The sequence below is a fragment of the Collinsella sp. SGI.033 genome (genome assembly GCF_050315135.1).
Classification (GTDB): Bacteria; Actinomycetota; Coriobacteriia; order Coriobacteriales; family Coriobacteriaceae; genus Collinsella.
This window is the reverse complement of the sequence record NZ_JBNPOK010000001.1, coordinates 61072-78170: the sequence shown is the minus strand read 5'-3', so window position 1 is coordinate 78170 and position 17099 is coordinate 61072. Positions and strand designations below refer to the sequence as shown.

The following is a 17099-nucleotide window of genomic DNA, read 5'->3' as shown; positions in this document are numbered from 1 at the left end:
TTGAGGGGGAGCGTGCTATAGTAGGCGCTTGCATGACCTCACCGTGTCTCAGAGGTGTCATACATTTTTTGCAAGGAACTCGAAAGGAACTCCAGAAGTGGCAAACATCAAGTCTCAGAAGAAGCGTATCCGCACCAATGAGGCAGCTCGCATGCGTAACAAGGCTGTCAAGTCCGAGCTCAAGACGCTGACCAAGCACGTCCAGTCCGCCGTCGCCGAGGGCGACGCCGAGAAGGCCCAGGCTGCCCTCAAGACCGTCACCAAGCGTCTCGACATGGCTGCCGCCAAGCATGTTATCCACAAGAACCAGGCTTCCAACCGCAAGTCCGGTCTTGCCAAGCTCGTGAACAGCATCAACGCCTAAGTTGTAAATTTCACACCACACAGATTACGCGCATAAATGGAGCCTGTTTTATGGAACAGGCTCCATTTTTTGTACCGCTCGGGTAAGATAGTCCGCATGAATACTTCAATTGACATTTCCCACATCCGCAACTTCTCGATCGTTGCGCACATCGACCATGGCAAGTCCACGATCAGTGATCGCATCCTCGAGCTCACCCATACCGTCGACGAGCGCGACATGGAATCGCAGCTGCTCGACACCATGGATATCGAGCGCGAGCGCGGCATCACGATCAAGTCCAATGCCGTTCGCGTTTCCTATGACGCCGACGATGGCGAGACGTATCAGTTCAACCTGATCGATACGCCGGGCCACGTGGACTTTACCTACGAGGTCTCGCGTTCGCTTGCCGCTTGCGAGGGTGCGGTGCTCGTCGTCGACGCCACGCAGGGCGTCGAGGCGCAGACCGTCTCCAACGCGACGCTCGCCATGAACGCCAACCTGGATATCGTGCCGGCTATCAACAAGATCGACCTGCCGTCGGCACACCCCGACGAGGTTAAGACCGAGATCGAGGACGACCTTGCGATTCCTGCCGACGATGCCGTATGCGTATCGGGCAAGACCGGCGAGGGCATCCATGATCTGCTGGAGTCCATCGTCTTTTTGATCTCACCGCCCAAGGGCGATGCGACGGCTCCGCTCAAGGCGCTCATCCTGGATTCGTATTTTGACGAGTACCGCGGCGTCGTCGCCACGGTCCGCGTCTTTGACGGCTCCATCAAGAAGGGCGATACCCTGCGCATGATGCAGGCCGAGGGCGACTTTTTGGTCGATGGCGTGGGCGTCAAGCGTCCCGCCGAGACTCCGGTCGACGCGCTGACGGTCGGTGAGGTGGGCTACGTGGTCACGGGCCTGAAGGACCCTGAGGCCGTTCGCGTGGGCGATACCCTCACGTGGGCGTCGAATCCCTGCCCTGAGCCGCTTCCCGGTTACCGTGAGGCCAAGCCCATGGTCTATACGGGCTTGTTCCCGATCGACAACAAGGATTACGAGAACCTGCGTGACGCTCTCGATAAGCTGCATGTCAACGACCCGTCGTTGGTGTGGGAGCCCGAGACCTCGGTGGCGCTCGGCTTTGGCTTCCGCGTTGGCTTCTTGGGCCTGCTGCATATGGAGGTCGTCAAGGAGCGTCTGGAGCGCGAGTTCAACCTGGACCTCATCGCCACGAGCCCTTCGGTGGACTACCACGTCTACAAGACCGACGGCGCGATGATTGATGTCCGCAGCCCGCAGGATCTGCCCGAGGCTACGCGCATCGAGCGCATTGAGGAGCCCTACCTCAAGGCCAAGATTATCTGCCCGCCCGAGTATACGGGAGCCGTCATGCAGCTCGCTATCGAGCACCGCGGCATTACGACCGACATGATCCACCTCACGAGCAAATCGGTCGAGATGCGCTTCGACATGCCGCTCGCCGAACTCATCCTGGACTTCTTTGACCAGCTCAAGAGCCGCACCAAGGGCTATGCGTCGCTCGACTATGAGTTCAACGAGTATCGTCCCTCCGAGCTCGTCAAGCTCGATATCCTGCTTTCGGGCGACGAGGTGGACGCGCTTTCGTTTATCGTGCACAAGGACAAGGCCTATGGCCTGGCCCGCGGGTTGTGCGACAAGCTTAAGGAAATTATTCCGCGCCAGCTGTTCGAGGTGCCCATTCAGGGTGCCATCGGCAACAAGATCATTGCCCGCTCGACCGTCAAGGCGCGCCGCAAGGACGTTTTGGCCAAGTGCTATGGCGGCGATATCTCGCGTAAGCGCAAGCTGCTCGAGAAGCAGAAAGAGGGCAAGAAGCGCATGAAGGCCATCGGTTCGGTCGAGGTCCCGCAAGAGGCCTTTATGGCGATCCTCAAGGTGGACGAGTAGTTCCATGGCGCTTTCTGAATACAGTACGCGGCTGCTGGGTGCCTATGCCGAGCAGCCGTTCCTTATGGCTCCCATGGCCGGCGTGACCGATCCCGCCTATCGCATCATGTGCCGACGCCGCGGCGCCAATCTTGCCTATAGCGAGATGGTGAGCGTGGCGGGCCTTGCCTATGCCAGCAATAAGACGTGGCGCCTGGTGCTGCCGGCAGACGAGGAGCGGCAGATCTGCGTACAGCTCTTTGGCTCCAAGCCCGATCAATTTGCGAGTGCCGTCGCTGCCGTCGAGGAGCGTGTGGGCGATCGCCTGTCGCTGATCGATATCAACATGGCCTGCCCGGCTCGCAAGGTCGTCACCAAAGGCGAGGGCTCGGCGCTCATGCGCACGCCCGAGCTGGCCGAAAAGATCGTCGAGGCGGCGGTGGGCGCGGCGCACGTGCCCGTGACCGTTAAGATCCGCAAAGGCTTTTACGCCGAAGATCGCAATGCCGCGACGTTTGCCCAGATGCTCGAGGGGGCGGGCGCCGCTGCTGTGGCGGTGCATGGTCGCTGTGCCACGCAGCTCTATACGGGTCAGGCCGATTGGTCGGTCGTCGATGAGGTGGCCGATGCCGTCGAGATTCCCGTTATCGGTTCGGGCGACGTGTTCTCGGCCGAGGATGCCGCGGAGCATCTGCGCAACTCGGGTGCCAGCGCGGTGTTTATCGCACGCGGTATCTACGGTAATCCCTGGGTCTTTGGTGATGCTCGCGCCCTTGCGCTCAATGGCGTACAGGTGCCGGTGCGCAGCTCTGTCGAGCGCCTGGACGCCCTGCGCGAGCATCTCACGCTGACGCATGAGCTTCTGCCGCTCATGTCTCGTGCCCGTACGTATGCAAGCTGGTATCTAAAGGGCATGCCCCATGCTGCCGCCTGGCGTGCCCAGGTGGTGCGTTGCTCCACATATGAGGAGTTCATGGCATTGGTCGATGATATCGAGCACGATGTGGTGGCCTGCGAGGCCGCACTTGCCGCTGGCGAGTCGGTGCCCGCTCATCCGCTGGAGGCCTAACGGTGGCCGTTACCGCGCTGTACGTGCATGTGCCGTTTTGCGCTCAAAAGTGTCGGTACTGCGACTTTGACTCACGCAGCTTTGCTCCGTGCGACCTGAGCGCTGCGCTCGATGCCTATTTTGAGCAGCTGTATACGCGCCTAGATGCCTTTGGAGACACCGGGGCGCTTGCACAGGTCCGCACCGTCTATGTTGGCGGCGGCACACCGTCGCTGGCGGGAGAGCGTCTGGTGGAGCTTGCCCGGCGTATTTGCATGTGGTGCAAGCCCGTTGAGTTTACCTGCGAAGCTAATCCTGAGTCGCTGACCGCCGAGCTTGCCGCTGCGCTTACCAAGGTTGGTGTCACACGTGTCTCTCTGGGTGTGCAAACGCTCGATAATGCCGAACTTACCGCCATCGGCCGTATTCACGATGCCGATCGGGCGCTCGCTGCCATCACGACGGTTAAGGACGCTGGACTCGATGTGTCGTGCGACCTTATGTGCGGCCTTCCCGGGCAGACCGCAGCGAGTTGGAAGCGCACGCTCGATGGCATGTTGACAGCGGCGCCGCATCATGTGTCGGTGTACCCGCTCACGCTCGAGGAAGGCACGCCGCTCTACCGCATGGCGTGTTACGACGAGTCGCTCGAGCCCGACGAGGATTTTCAGGCTGCGTGCATGGAAGCGGCGCGCGAGCGTCTTGGTGCGGCCGGCTATCACCCGTATGAGGTGGCAAGCTATGCACTCGACGGACATGAGTGCTCGCATAACATCGCCTATTGGACCGGACGGGGCTATCTGGGCCTGGGTCGCTCTGCCGCGGGCATGCTCGACGCCGAGGATTTCGATCGCTTGGCCGGGCTTTATCCCGACGTGCCCGCTCGCGGCGATGCGTATCGCGTGCGTCTGGTGCAACGCGACGATGCCGCGACGACGTTTGATGCCGAGTATCTCTCGCAGCGCGAGGCGGCGGCGGAGGATTTGATGCTCGCCTGCCGCATGACGCGTGGCATTGGGCCCGACCTGTTGGTTCGCTCGGCAAGCGTGATTCCTGCAGACGAGCTGGCGGCGTCCTGCGACCGTGCGCTCGAGTTGGGCCTTGCCACCTGGGTACCCGATAATGTCGAGGGGCATGCGGGGCGCATCACCTCAAAAGATGTTGTAGCAGGTCGCGCCCGCGCCCGTTTAGCGCCCACCCACTTGGGCTGGCTCGATGGAAATATGCTGTTCGAGCTGTTTTGGGGTCTAGCTTAGGCCGCTCGGGTAGAATTACCGCAATATATACGCTGCTGTGAGCAGGAGGTTGCCGCGCATGGCGACGATGAACGAAAAAGATTACTACGAGATCTTGGGTGTCTCCAAGGACGCCACCTCGCGTGATATCCAGAAGGCCTTTCAGCAAAAGGCCCGCAAGCTCCATCCGGACGTCAACAAAGAGCCGGATGCCGAGGAAAAGTTTAAAGAGGTTTCCGAGGCCTATGCCGTGCTTTCGGACGAGCAGAAGCGTGCGCGCTATGATGCCATGCGCTCGGGCAATCCCTTCGCCGGCGCTCCTTCTGCTTCGCCCTATGGCGGCGGCTACGCCGGCAGCGCAGGCTATGGCAATCCCTTTGAGGGCGGCTTTCCCTTTGGTGGCGCCTGGGGCCAGCAGCGTCGCAGCCAGGCTGCCTATAATCCCGAGAACGGCGCCAACGTGGTGGTCGATATTAAGCTCGACGCCAAGGAGGCCAAGGGCGGTGCCCGCAAGACCGTCCGCTATACGCGCTTCGATACCTGTGGTCATTGCGGAGGCTCGGGCTCTGTCTCGTCCGAGCATGCACATACCTGTCCGAGCTGCGGCGGTCGCGGCCACATCGACGTCGACCTGTCCTTCCTGTTTGGTGCCGGAACGTTCCAGTCGGTCTGCCCCGAGTGCGGCGGTTCCGGTAAGGTCGTCGCCGACCCCTGCCCCTATTGCGGTGGCAGCGGGCGGACCCGTGTGACCTCCGAGCAGACGATTGAGTTTCCCGCCGGCACGCATGATGGCGACGAGGTCCATATTGACGGCATGGGTCACGCCGGCACCAACGGTGCCTCGGGCGGCGATTTGGTCGGGCGCGCCCATGTCGAGGCCGAACGCCTGGAGGGCAAGGCTCGTACCGGTTTTTACCTGATGGGCATCGTGGCGCCTTTTTTGGTGCTGTCGGCCATCTCGGGCGTGTTCTCGGCCTTTGCCATGATGTGCTTTGTTCCGTTTGCCATGGGCTTGTTCATGGTGCTCTCGGACGGCGTGCTTCACCGCAGCCTGCTGTGGTGGAAGCGCGGCGCGATGCAGTTTGCCAACGGTTTTGCCAACGGATTTATGTTTGCTCTCGTGTCGGTTTGGTTTGCGAGCTGCTCGCAACGTGCCATGCTTTCGCCCTACGTAATGCAATAACATCAAACCCTTTGTTTGCGGTCGGCCCAGCTTGGGTATAGGACGCACTGTGACAATAATGAAAGTCGGAAGGATTCGGTCGTGTCGGAAAATAGGGATTACTACGAGGTACTTGGCGTCGACAAGGATGCCGACGCGCGGACGATTAAGCGCGCGTTTCTAAAGAAGGCCCGTATCGTACACCCGGACGTTTCGGACGACCCCGATGCCGAGGCCAAGTTCAAAGAGCTCAACGAGGCATATTCCGTTCTTTCCGACGAGCAGAAGCGTGCAAACTACGATCGCTACGGTTCGCCCGACGGCCCCGGTGGCTCCGGCTATGTCGACATTAACGATATCTTTGGCGGCATGGGCATGGACGACCTCTTTTCGTCGTTCTTTGGCGGCGGCGCCGGCGGTGGCGCCCGAAATCGCCGCGAGCGTCGTCGCGGCCGCGATATGGCCATCTCCCTTTCGGTGACCCTTGAGGAGGCGGCGCTCGGTTGCAAAAAGACGATCAGCTATGACCGCCTTGCCCCCTGTGATGATTGCAATGGCACCGGTAGGGCCGAGGGTGCGGCCGAAAAGCAGTGCAGCCGTTGCCACGGCACGGGCTATGTCACGACGGTCCAGCGCTCGTTCCTGGGTCAGGTTCAGTCCTCTTCGCCCTGCCCCGACTGCCATGGCGAAGGCACGGTCATCGACCATCCCTGCGAGACCTGCGACGGTCAGGGCCGCACGCCTTCGCATGAAAAGATCGACATCGATATCCCCGCCGGCGTCTCGACCGGTCGCCAGCTGCGCGTGAGCGGCTTTGGCGAGGCAGGCCTTCGTGGTGAGCCCTCGGGCGACCTGATCGTCAACGTGCGCGTCGCCGATCACGAGCGTTTTAAACGCAACGGCGACGACCTGTACCTCGTGAGCGATATCTCGATTGCGCAGGCTGCGCTCGGCTGCGAAATTAAGGTTGAGGGCATTTTGCCCGACGAGGTCGTCAAGGTGTGCGTCCCCGCCGGTACGCAGTACGGCGACACCGTGAGTGTCAACAACTACGGTATGCCCCGTATAGGCGGTGGCGGCTCGCGTGGACGCTTGATCGTTCAGCTGCGCGTGCTCGTCCCCACGAACCTTTCCGCCAAGCAGCGCGAGCTGCTCGAGGCTTTCGCCGCCGAGTCGGGCGACGATGTCGCTTCCGGCAAGAAATCGGTGACCGATCGAATTAAGAGCGCTCTCGACGACATCCTCGATTAAGGAGCCCGCGTGCTCGCACCTCATATCTCTGTTGTCAACCTCGGCTGCCGTGTCAACCGGGTTGAGTCCGACCGTATCACTGCCGATCTTATGCGCCTGGGTTTTGCAATGGTGGAGCCTCAGGATGCGGAGCTGATCGTCATTAACACCTGTGCCGTTACGGGTGAGGCCGAGGCCAAGACCCGTAAGGCCGTCCGCCATGCGCTGGCTCATCCAAAAGAGCCCTATGTGGTCGTGACCGGGTGCGTTGTCAATTTGCACCCCGAGGAGCTTCTGGAGCTTTCGGACCGCGTGATCGCGGAGCCGTCTAAGATCGATGTCGCCGAACGCGTCTGCGAGGTGCTGGGCGTTGAGTCCGATAGTGTGGCCGCCTGTAGCGACGTCGATGTGGTCGACGCGCTCGGTCGCTCGCGTCTGGGTGTGAAGATCCAGGACGGCTGCAATCATCGTTGCACCTATTGCATTGTGTGGAAGGCCCGCGGCCCCGAGCGCTCCGTGCCGGTCGAGTCTGTGCTCGAACAAGTTCGTGAGGCTCAGGAGGCCGGCGTGCCCGAGGTGGTGCTGACGGGCGTGAACCTGGGCGCCTACGATGGCAAGAGTGCGACCGACGAACACGTCGAGATCGACGAGCTGCTCGAGGCCATCATGGAGCGTACGTCTATTCCTCATGTGCGCATTTCCTCGGTCGAGCCCATGGATATCTCCGAGCCCCTGCTTAAGGTCATGGCGCGCTATCCGCAGCGCATCGCCCCGTTTTTGCACCTGCCCGTGCAGTCTGGCTGCACGGCGACCCTGCATCGTATGGGCCGTCCCTATAGCGCCGAGGCATTTGAGGAGACGGTGCGCATGATCCGCGCCAACTTGCCTCAGGCGTCCCTTTCGTGCGACGTCATCGTCGGTTTTCCCGGCGAGACGGACGCGGAATTTGAGGAGTCGCTGGCGTTGTGCCGTCGCGTGGGCTTTTCGCGCATGCATGTCTTCCGCTATAGCAAGCGTCCCGGTACCCTTGCTGCCGATATGCCCGACCAGGTGCCGCCCGAGGTTATGGCTGAGCGCAGCCGTCGTATGCGAGCCGCGGCGCAGGAACTCGCCATTGCCGACGCCCGCCGTCGCGTGGGCACCGTCGAGCGTGCCGTGCTCGAGTATGGCGACAACCTGACGCTCGGTTCGTTCCATCATGCCCGTCTTGACGATACCTGCGGACTCACAGCCCCGTGCCTGCTCGATGTTGCTATCATCGGAGTCGATGATTCCGGCTTGGTCCATGCACGCAGGGAGGTTCATGGAAGCCTCGAAGATTAGACTTACCGTTCCCGATGGAATTGATCCCTCGCGCGTTTTGGGTGCCGGCGACGGCGTCCTTCGTGCGCTCGAGAGCTTGGTTCGCGCCCACGTGGTCGCCCGTGGCGACAGTATCGCCGTGTGCGGTGACCCGGACGAGGTCGAGCTTGTGGCGCGCTTTTTCGAGCATGCTTTTCGCGAGGTTGCCGCCGGACGGACGCTGTCTGTCGACGATGTCTCTCGCTGCCTGGCCGTCTTGCGCGACGGTGAGTACGGGGCTACGTCGCTTCGCGATGATGTGCTGCTTTCGTATCGCGGTCGTGCCATTCGCCCCAAGACGCTCGGTCAAAAGCGCTATGTGGATGCCATCCGCTCGCATACCATCACGTTTGGCTTGGGTCCTGCCGGTACCGGTAAGACCTATCTGGCCATGGCACTCGCCGTTGCCGCGCTCAAGCGTCACGAGGTGGGCCGTCTGATCTTGACGCGTCCGGTTGTCGAGGCGGGGGAGAACTTGGGCTTTTTGCCCGGTACCCTCGAGGAAAAGATCGATCCCTACATGCGTCCGCTCTACGACGCCCTTTTTGACATGATGGATCGCGAGCGCACCGATGAGCTTATGGAGCGTGGCGTGATCGAGATCGCCCCGCTTGCCTACATGCGCGGTCGTACGCTGAGCGATGCCTTCGTGGTGCTCGACGAGGCTCAAAATACCACGCCCGAGCAGATGAAGATGTTCCTGACGCGCTTGGGCTTTAACTCCAAGTTTGTGATTACCGGTGACCTGAGCCAGCGTGACTTGGTAGGTCGTCGCGGCGGTCTTGCAGACGTTGAGCAGATTTTGGGTCGTGTCGACGATGTCGCGTTTTCGCACCTCGAGCGTGCCGACGTGGTGCGTCACGCCTTGGTGGGGCGAATCGTCGAGGCATATGATGCTTATGATGACGTGCGCGAGAAACGCGTGCGCGACCGAAAGGAGTCCCGTTGAGTGTATTGATCAGCAACGATGCCGAGCTCGATACGCTGCTTGACGCGCAGGAGGTAGAGCACATCTGCGAGGTCGTGCTTGCTGCCGAGGGCGTTGAGCGAAAAGTCGAGATTTCCCTTTCGTATGTCGATGAGGATGAGATGCGCGAGCTCAACCACGAGTGGCGCGGTATCGACCGTACCACCGATGTCCTCTCGTTCGAATGCGACTCGGCCTTTGACGAGGATATCCCAGCCGACGAGACGCTCGAGCTCGGCGATATCATCTTGGCCCCGCAGGTCATTGCCCGTCAGGCTCCCGGCTTTGGCAATAGCCCTGCCGATGAGTGCCGCCTGATGCTCGTGCATGGCATGTTGCATTTACTGGGCTACGATCATATCGTGGACGACGAGGCCGAGGTCATGGAGGCCCGCGAGGACGCCATCCTGCGCGATCTGGCGCTCGAGCGCGGCGAGGACCCCAAGCTGGTTCACGTCGGCCCCATCACCAACCATGCCCACGACTAGGAGCCGTCTATGATTCCCGGATCGAACAAGGACCATCCGTCCTTTTTAAAGTCGTTCTCCTACGCCATGGAGGGCTTCGTTACCGCCGTCAAGACCGAGCGTAACATTAAGGTCATGCTCGTGGCGGGTGTGTGCACTGTCATTGCCGGCTGCATCGTGGGGCTCGACATTGCCGAGTGGGCTACGATTATCATTTGCTGCGGCCTGGTGATTCACGGCGAGCTGTGCAACACCGCCATGGAGGCGATTGTCGATTTGGCGACCCAGGAGTTCCATCCGCTGGCAAAGCGTGCAAAGGATATCGCCGCCGCCTCCGTATACGTTCTTTCCATCACCGCCGCGATTGTGGGCTTGTTGGTATTTGCCCACGCGCTCGGCTTTATTTAGAAAGGGATCTTCATGTCCGACAATATGCAGCCTATCGATGAAACGCTGGACGACGAGCCCCTGGATGCTGTGGATGCCGAAGCGACTGAGGCTTGCGAGGTCGAGGAGTTCGACCCGTTTGAGGGCATGAGTGACGAGGAGCTCGACGCCCTGTGCGACGAGGACGACAGCCTCGCGGGCTTTGGCGACGTTGAGCCCGGTTTCCGCAGCGGCTTCGTGGCCCTGGTCGGTCGCCCCAACGCCGGTAAGTCCACGCTGCTCAACGCCTGCTATGGCAAAAAGGTCGCCATCACCTCGCCGGTGGCCCAGACGACCCGCCGTCGCATGCGCGCCGTCGTCAATCGCCCCGGTTACCAGCTGGTTTTTGTCGATACCCCGGGTATTCACAAACCCAAGGACGGCCTGGGGTCCGAGCTCAACAAGAGCGCGCTGTTCGAGCTGAACGATGTCGATGTCGTCGCGTTTTTGATTGATGCCACCAAACCGATCGGCAGGGGAGACGCCTGGGTTGCCGAGCGCGTTAGATGCGCCCGTTCCAAGAAGGTCCTGGTGCTCACCAAGGCCGATGAGGCCGATCCCGCACAGGTCATGGAGCAGCTTAAGGCCGCCCACGAGCTCATGGAATATGACGATGAGATCGTGACGTCGTCGGTCAAGAACTTTAACGTCGATGCCTTCATCGAGACCGTTGCGCACTTTTTGCCCGAGGGCCCGCGTTGGTTCCCCGAGGACATGGGTACCGACGCTTCCGACGAGACGCTCGTTGCCGAGTTTGTGCGCGAGAAGGTCTTGCGCCGCACCCGTGATGAGATTCCGCACTCCGTTGGCGTAATCTGCGATGCGCTCGAGCAGACCAAGAAGGTGCTGCGCGTGCATGCCACCATTTACGTCGAGCGCGAGGGCCAAAAGGGCATCATCATCGGTAAGGGCGGCGAGATGATCAAGCATATCGGCATCGACGCCCGTCGCGATCTTGAGCGCATCTTTGGCACGCAGGTCTTTTTGGAGCTGGATGTGAAGGTAAAGGCCGGCTGGCGTGACGACGAGGCCCAGATTCGCCGTTTTGGCTACAACGCCGAGGACTAAGGGCGCGCGGCGCTCATGGCAGGCTCACGGACATATCGCACAAAGGTACTCGTCCTCGATAAGACCAAGCTCAAGGAGACCGATCTGATCTTGACGATGCTTGATGAGCGTGGTCGGCAGGTCCGTGCCGTGGCAAAGGGCGCGCGCAAACCCGGCGGGCGCCTGGCGGCGCGCTGCGAGCTGTTCTGTACCGTCGATATGCTGCTCGCGCACGGACGGTCGCTCGACGTGGTTTCCCAGGCCGAGCTTATGGAGGCGCCGCTCGGCGCCGCGCCCGATTACGAGACGACCTGCGCCGCAAGCGCGATCGCCGAGGTCGCGCGCGTGTGCTCGTTCGAGGACGCCGAGGACCCGTTTACCTTTGCCATTACGCAGCGAGCACTTGCCCTGGTGGGCAGCAGGCTCGACACGGCACATATGGACCTGCTTGTGGCGGCATATGTCTTTAAGCTGTTGTCGCACGTTGGCTATCGACCCGATTTTTCGGCCTGCGTACTGTGCGGAGACCCCATGCTGTCGTATTTTTCGCCCCAGGCGGGCGGGCTCATGTGCGGGTCGTGCGCGTCGAGCGTTCCGGGTGCCGAGCTGGTGTCGACCGGCGAGGTCGCATGGCTGCGCGCCCTCATGTCCATGACCTTCGATGCGCTCATGGCCGAGAGGGTCGATCCCCATACTGCCGCCTTTTTGCTGGGGCTTTCGCATGTTTGGGCTGCGACGCACACCGATCAGCGTCTTCGCGCGATGGAATTCATGTTGGGTCGGTGATGATGGGCATACGCGGTCCGCTTGTGGTAACATACCGACCTGTTGGTACCTCGACCTTGGATGCTCGCTCCACCGGCGGCTTCCCAGTCCGAGGCGAATAGAGTCGCCCGCGGGCGACGCGAAACGAAAGGTGAAACAATGACTGTTTCCAAAGAGCGCAAGGCGGAGCTGACTGCCCAGTTCGGTAACACCCCGGTCGACACCGGCAACCCCAAGGTTCAGGTCGCCATCCTGACCGAGCGCATCAAGGAGCTGACCGAGCACATGAAGTCCCACCAGAAGGACTTCCACACCCGTCGTGGTCTGCTCATGCTCGTCGGTCGCCGTCGTCGTCTTCTCTCCTACATCAAGAAGAACGACGTCGTCGAGTATCGTGAGCTCATCAAGGCTCTGGGCATCCGCGACAACATCCAGTAAGGATTTGTACATGCTAAGAGCGTCCTGCGCAGCGGGGCGCTCTTTTTGTGTAAGGGCGTGAACAATCACGCTCTGAAGCGTGGCGGGGGCAGGGGGCCCGCGTCACATGAGAAGCCCGCAGGCAAGGGGCCTGTGGGGTAAAGGAGAACAATGACACTCGTATCCAAGACCTTTGAGCTGTACGGCAAGACCTACACCTTTGAGTCGGGCGAGCTTGCCAAGCAGGCCACCGGCGCCTGTCTGGTCAAGCAGGGCGACACCACGATGCTCGACACCGTGGTCGTCTCCAAGGAGCGCAAGAACTACGACTTCTTTCCGCTGACCGTCGACTTCAACGAGAAGATGTACGCTGCCGGCCGTATCCCGGGTGGCTACCTCAAGCGTGAGGGCCGTCCCAGCGAGAAGGCTACGCTCACGGCCCGCATGATCGACCGTCCTATTCGCCCGAGCTTCCCGGACGGCTTCCGCAACGAGGTGCACATCGTCGCCACCTCGCTCGTCGCCGACCAGGTCAACCCCTTCGACGTCATCAACGTCATGGGTGCCTCCCTGGCCATGACGCTCGGCGGCGTGCCCTTCGAGGGCCCGCTTGCGTGCGTGCGCATCGGCCGCAACGTGGAGACCGGCGAGTTTATCGTCAACCCCACCTATGAGGAGCGCGAGAACTCCGATCTGGACCTGGAGCTGGGCGGCTCTGCCGACTTCATCTCGATGGTCGAGGCCGGCGCCGATGAGATCTCCGAGGACGATATGCTCGCCGCCATGAAGTTTGGCCAGGAGGCCCTCGCTGCCTTCTGCCAGGCTCAGGACGAGTTCATTGCCGAGTGGGAGCAGGTCAACGGCGCTATCGTCAAGAAGGAGTACCCGCTTGACCAGCCTGTCGAGGAGGTCCAGGAGCGCATCTTCGCCCACTACGACGAGATGGCAGCCGCCCTTCGCGACGCCGACAAGCTATCCCGTATCGGCAAGGTCGAGGCTCTGAAGGAGTCCATCCGTGCCGAGTTCACCGAGGAGGAGCAGGCCGCTTGGGAGCGCGAGATCCCCGTGGCACTCAAGAAGCTCGAGAAGAAGGCCATGCGCACCATGGTCGTCGAGACCGGTGAGCGCGTCGACGGTCGTGCCGCCGATGAGATTCGCCCCATTATGGTGAAGGACAACTACCTGCCGCTCGTTCATGGCTCCGGCCTGTTCCAGCGCGGCCAGACCCAGGTGCTCTCCGTCCTGTCGCTCGGCATGCTCAACGAGGGCCAGCGTCTGGATACCATCGAGCCCACCGAGGGCAAGCGCTACATGCACCACTACAACTTCCCGCCGTTCTGCACCGGCGAGACCGGCCGCATGGGTAGCCCCAAGCGCCGCGAGATCGGCCACGGCAACCTGGCCGAGCGCGCCCTGCTTCCGGTGCTCCCCGACGAGAACGAGTTCCCCTACGCCATCCGCGTGGTCTCCGAGGTCATGGAGTCCAACGGCTCCTCTTCGATGGCTTCGACCTGCGGCTCCACGCTCGCCCTTATGGACGGCGGCGTTCCCATTAAGCGCCCGGTCTCCGGTATCGCCATGGGCCTGATCCAGGAGGAGGGCAAGACCGTGGTCCTGTCTGACATCCAGGGTCTTGAGGACTTCCTGGGCGATATGGACTTTAAGGTCACCGGCACCACCGAGGGCATTACCGCTCTGCAGATGGACAACAAGGCCACCGGCCTTACCTTTGACATCCTGGCCCGCGCCCTGCAGCAGGCCAAGGAGGGTCGCGCCTTCATCCTGCAGAAGATGCTCGATGTGATCCCCGAGCCGCGCCACACCACGCGCAGCACCGCTCCGCGCATCGTCTCCATCCAGGTTCCGACCGACAAGATCCGCGACGTTATCGGTTCCGGCGGTAAGGTCATCCGCGGCATCCAAGACGAGACCGGTGCTTTGGTCGACATCCAGGAGGACGGCACTGTCTTTGTCGGTGGCACCGGCGAGTCCGTCGACCAGGCTGTCGAGCGCATCAAGCTCATCATCAAGGTCCCCGAGCCGGGCGAGGAGTACACCGGTCGCGTGGTCTCCATCCAGCCCTTTGGCGCCTTTGTCAACCTGCTGCCCGGTAAGGACGGTCTGCTGCACATTTCCCGCGTCGCCAAGGGCCGCGTGGAGAAGGTCGAGGATGTCCTCAATGTGGGCGACGAGGTTAAGGTCGTCGTCATCGAGGTCGATGATCGCGGCAAGATCTCGCTCGATCGTTTGGATAAGCCCGAGGCCCCGACTCGTGCCGAGGGTGCCCCCGAGGGCGATGGCGAGCACTTCCAGCGCCGTGAGCGTCCGCGTCGCGAGCGCTCCGAGCGCAGCGACCGTCCGCGCCGTCCCGGTGACAACGGAGGCCGCAAGCCCCGCCGTCACCACGACGCCGAGTAACAGCTACACATAAGCGGCTCAACAAGGGCGACTCCGGATAGGGGTCGCCCTTTTGCTATTCCCGGCGGGGTCCGCGGGTAAAGTTTCCTGCTCTACAGTCCTGCTCGCACGGAGAGCACATTAAGTGCTCTCCGGCTCGTGCGGAACTCGCGATAAACTTTACCCGCGGCCCCCGCCGGGAATAGCAAAAGGGCTGGTGGGTGCTGCTTGCGATTTGGTTAGACATTTCTACATAGTCATCAGATTTCCGAGCTGTTGGTAGCTGAACTTTCGGCATATTCCCAGATAAAACCGACCAAAATAAACCTGTCCCTTTTTGGCAGGTCTGGGGCCATCGGGGGCCGGGGCGGGTTAAGTTTGTCGCGAGTTCCGCACGCAAAGAAAAGCACTTAATGTGTTTTCCGTCTTGCGCAGGACTGTAGAGCAGCAAACTTAACCCGCCCCGGCCCCCGATGGCCCCAGACCGGCGGGATAGACCGGTTTGGATGGGGCTTTGATGCATGGCTGGTCTGTTGGTGGGCAAATGGGTATCATAATGCGGTTACTGCATCGACTCCGTGATGCATGTTTGTACGTTCCCGGCGGTCGGTTTGCCAGAAGCGCCCCGTCGGTTGTTCCAGACCCGTTTCGAAGAAAGGAAACCGCACGAACCTATGGCAGCTAAAAAATCATCTCCCTTGAAGATCATTCCGCTCGGAGGCCTTGACGGCATCGGCAAGAATATGACGGTCTTCGAGTGCGGCGACGACATGGTGCTCGTCGACGCCGGCCTTATGTTCCCCGACGACTCCCAGCCCGGTATCGATTTGGTGCTTCCCGACTACACCTATGTTCTGGAGAACGAGGAGAAGCTCCGCGGCATCATCGTCACCCACGGCCACGAGGACCATACCGGTTCGCTTCCGTACCTGCTGCAGGACCTCAACAACAAGGTGCCCATCTTCTCGAGCAAGCTGACGCTTGGTTTCATTGAGGGCAAGCTTTCCGAGTTCCGCATCCGCGCGCCAAAGTTCCGCGAGGTCAAGGGCGGTAGCCATGTCAATCTTGGTGGCATTTCGCTCGACTTCTTCTCTATGACGCACTCAATTCCGGGCGCTTTGGGCGTATTCATTCGCACCAACCAGGGCACCGTTATGCACACGGGCGACTTTAAGCTCGACCAGACGCCCATCGATGGCGTCACGCCCGATTATGCCGCCATCAGTCGCTTTGCCAAGCAGGGCATCGACCTGTTGCTTTCCGACTCCACCAACGCCACGGTTCCGGGCTTTACCAAGTCCGAGGCCGAAGTCGGCCCCAACTTGCTGCACGCCATCAAGAATGCCCCGGGCCGCGTGTTCGTCGCGTCGTTCTCGAGCCATATCCATCGCCTGCAGCAGATTTGCGACGCCGCCCGCAAGTGCGGCCGCAAGGTCGTCGTGACCGGACGTTCCATGCTCACCAACACCCGCGTGGCGCGCGAGCTGGGCTACCTCAACATCGACGATGCCGATATCATCGATGCCTTCGATATCGATAACCTGCCTGACGACAAGATTGTCGTCATGTGCACCGGCTCTCAGGGCGAGCCGCTGTCGGCACTGTCCCGTATGGCCAACGGCGAGCACAAGACGCTCTCCATCCACGAGGGCGATACCGTCATCCTCTCGGCGACCCCTGTTCCCGGCAACGAGAAGGCCGTCCAGCAGGTCGTCAACAGCCTGGCCAAGCTTGGCTGCGACGTGTGGGACAAGAACCGCGCCCTCGTTCACGTCTCGGGTCACGGCAGCCAAGAGGAGCTCAAGCTCCTGATGGCCATGGCCAAGCCCACCTACTTTATGCCGGTTCACGGCGAGGCCGTGCACCTGCGAGCCCATGCCCAGCTTGCCCGTAAGATGGGCATTAAGGATGATCACATCTTTATCCTCGATAACGGCGACACGCTCGAGATGCGCGGTGGTATTGTCAAGCGCGGCACGCCCGTCGAATCCGGTGTCGTCTACGTCGACGGCCTGCGCATCGGTGATACCGACCCCATCGTCCTGCGCGATCGTCAGAAGCTTGCCAATGACGGTATGGTCACGGCTGTCGCCATCGTTTCGCTCAAGCATAAGAAGATCGAGGCTATTGAGTTCTCGGGCCGTGGTGTTTCTTTTGCCATCGATGACCAGTTCTCCGAAGATGCCTCCGCATCCATCATGAAGACAATCGAGAAGGGCAAGTTTAGCTTTACGAGCAGCGGCTCCGATGCCATTCGCAAGGCCGTGCGCGATTCGCTCTCCAACTTCATTTGGAGCCGTACGCGCACCCGTCCGATGATCATCCCGGTCGTTATGGAGGTTTAGT

General features: G+C 61.2%; 15 protein-coding genes. All 15 read left to right on the top strand.

The window, feature by feature from the left end:
- Positions 1 to 97: 97 nt before the first annotated feature.
- The 15 genes from rpsT to ACQRC0_RS00330 all read left to right on the top strand — a co-directional run bounded on the left by rpsT (position 98) and on the right by ACQRC0_RS00330 (position 17098).
- Positions 98 to 364, top strand: coding sequence for a 30S ribosomal protein S20 (gene rpsT / locus ACQRC0_RS00400; RefSeq protein ID WP_022094714.1), 267 nt, complete (start codon positions 98 to 100; stop codon positions 362 to 364).
- A gap of 96 nt (positions 365 to 460) precedes the next feature.
- The gene (lepA, locus tag ACQRC0_RS00395; protein WP_427726840.1) at positions 461 to 2272 is read left to right on the top strand and encodes a translation elongation factor 4; all 1812 of its coding nucleotides are present in this window, start codon (positions 461 to 463) and stop codon (positions 2270 to 2272) included.
- Between the two features lie 4 nt (positions 2273 to 2276).
- Positions 2277 to 3320 (top strand): tRNA dihydrouridine synthase DusB, encoded by a 1044-nt coding sequence (dusB, locus tag ACQRC0_RS00390; protein WP_427726838.1) that lies wholly within the window; start codon positions 2277 to 2279, stop codon positions 3318 to 3320.
- A 2-nt stretch (positions 3321 to 3322) separates the two neighbouring features.
- The gene (gene hemW / locus ACQRC0_RS00385) at positions 3323 to 4555 is read left to right on the top strand and encodes a radical SAM family heme chaperone HemW (RefSeq protein ID WP_427726836.1); all 1233 of its coding nucleotides are present in this window, start codon (positions 3323 to 3325) and stop codon (positions 4553 to 4555) included.
- A gap of 58 nt (positions 4556 to 4613) precedes the next feature.
- Positions 4614 to 5717 carry a DnaJ domain-containing protein gene (locus tag ACQRC0_RS00380; protein ID WP_427726834.1) on the top strand — a complete coding sequence of 368 codons (1104 nt, stop codon included), beginning with the start codon at positions 4614 to 4616 and terminating at the stop codon, positions 5715 to 5717.
- Between the two features lie 81 nt (positions 5718 to 5798).
- Positions 5799 to 6947 carry a molecular chaperone DnaJ gene (dnaJ, locus tag ACQRC0_RS00375; protein ID WP_427726832.1) on the top strand — a complete coding sequence of 383 codons (1149 nt, stop codon included), beginning with the start codon at positions 5799 to 5801 and terminating at the stop codon, positions 6945 to 6947.
- 9 nt (positions 6948 to 6956) lie between these two features.
- Positions 6957 to 8249 carry a MiaB/RimO family radical SAM methylthiotransferase gene (locus tag ACQRC0_RS00370; RefSeq protein WP_427726830.1) on the top strand — a complete coding sequence of 431 codons (1293 nt, stop codon included), beginning with the start codon at positions 6957 to 6959 and terminating at the stop codon, positions 8247 to 8249.
- Positions 8230 to 9216: a PhoH family protein gene (locus ACQRC0_RS00365; protein ID WP_427717503.1), complete on the top strand. Its 987-nt coding sequence runs from the start codon at positions 8230 to 8232 to the stop codon at positions 9214 to 9216. Before ACQRC0_RS00370 ends, ACQRC0_RS00365 begins: the two co-directional genes overlap by 20 nt.
- Positions 9213 to 9722, top strand: coding sequence for an rRNA maturation RNase YbeY (gene ybeY / locus ACQRC0_RS00360; protein ID WP_427726828.1), 510 nt, complete (start codon positions 9213 to 9215; stop codon positions 9720 to 9722). Before ACQRC0_RS00365 ends, ybeY begins: the two co-directional genes overlap by 4 nt.
- A gap of 9 nt (positions 9723 to 9731) precedes the next feature.
- Positions 9732 to 10109 carry a diacylglycerol kinase family protein gene (locus ACQRC0_RS00355; protein WP_427726826.1) on the top strand — a complete coding sequence of 126 codons (378 nt, stop codon included), beginning with the start codon at positions 9732 to 9734 and terminating at the stop codon, positions 10107 to 10109.
- Between the two features lie 12 nt (positions 10110 to 10121).
- The gene (era, locus tag ACQRC0_RS00350; RefSeq protein WP_195838553.1) at positions 10122 to 11195 is read left to right on the top strand and encodes a GTPase Era; all 1074 of its coding nucleotides are present in this window, start codon (positions 10122 to 10124) and stop codon (positions 11193 to 11195) included.
- A gap of 15 nt (positions 11196 to 11210) precedes the next feature.
- A complete protein-coding gene (gene recO, locus ACQRC0_RS00345) occupies positions 11211 to 11960 on the top strand; it encodes a DNA repair protein RecO (protein ID WP_154516310.1) in 750 nt (249 codons plus the stop codon).
- Positions 11961 to 12098: 138 nt separating this feature from the next.
- Entirely contained in the window at positions 12099 to 12377 is a 279-nt protein-coding gene (gene rpsO, locus ACQRC0_RS00340; protein ID WP_154516313.1) for a 30S ribosomal protein S15, read from the top strand.
- Between the two features lie 150 nt (positions 12378 to 12527).
- Positions 12528 to 14774 (top strand): polyribonucleotide nucleotidyltransferase, encoded by a 2247-nt coding sequence (locus ACQRC0_RS00335; protein ID WP_427726823.1) that lies wholly within the window; start codon positions 12528 to 12530, stop codon positions 14772 to 14774.
- 653 nt (positions 14775 to 15427) lie between these two features.
- Entirely contained in the window at positions 15428 to 17098 is a 1671-nt protein-coding gene (locus ACQRC0_RS00330; protein WP_117654800.1) for a ribonuclease J, read from the top strand.
- The last annotated feature ends 1 nt before the right edge of the window (position 17099 follow it).

Coding starts and splice junctions, on each gene's coding strand:
- lepA (WP_427726840.1), top strand. CDS start 461: ATGAATACTTCAATTGACATTTCCCACATCCGCAACTTCTCGATCGTT.
- dusB (WP_427726838.1), top strand. CDS start 2,277: ATGGCGCTTTCTGAATACAGTACGCGGCTGCTGGGTGCCTATGCCGAG.
- ACQRC0_RS00380 (WP_427726834.1), top strand. CDS start 4,614: ATGGCGACGATGAACGAAAAAGATTACTACGAGATCTTGGGTGTCTCC.
- ACQRC0_RS00365 (WP_427717503.1), top strand. CDS start 8,230: ATGGAAGCCTCGAAGATTAGACTTACCGTTCCCGATGGAATTGATCCC.
- ACQRC0_RS00355 (WP_427726826.1), top strand. CDS start 9,732: ATGATTCCCGGATCGAACAAGGACCATCCGTCCTTTTTAAAGTCGTTC.
- era (WP_195838553.1), top strand. CDS start 10,122: ATGTCCGACAATATGCAGCCTATCGATGAAACGCTGGACGACGAGCCC.
- recO (WP_154516310.1), top strand. CDS start 11,211: ATGGCAGGCTCACGGACATATCGCACAAAGGTACTCGTCCTCGATAAG.
- rpsO (WP_154516313.1), top strand. CDS start 12,099: ATGACTGTTTCCAAAGAGCGCAAGGCGGAGCTGACTGCCCAGTTCGGT.
- ACQRC0_RS00335 (WP_427726823.1), top strand. CDS start 12,528: ATGACACTCGTATCCAAGACCTTTGAGCTGTACGGCAAGACCTACACC.
- ACQRC0_RS00330 (WP_117654800.1), top strand. CDS start 15,428: ATGGCAGCTAAAAAATCATCTCCCTTGAAGATCATTCCGCTCGGAGGC.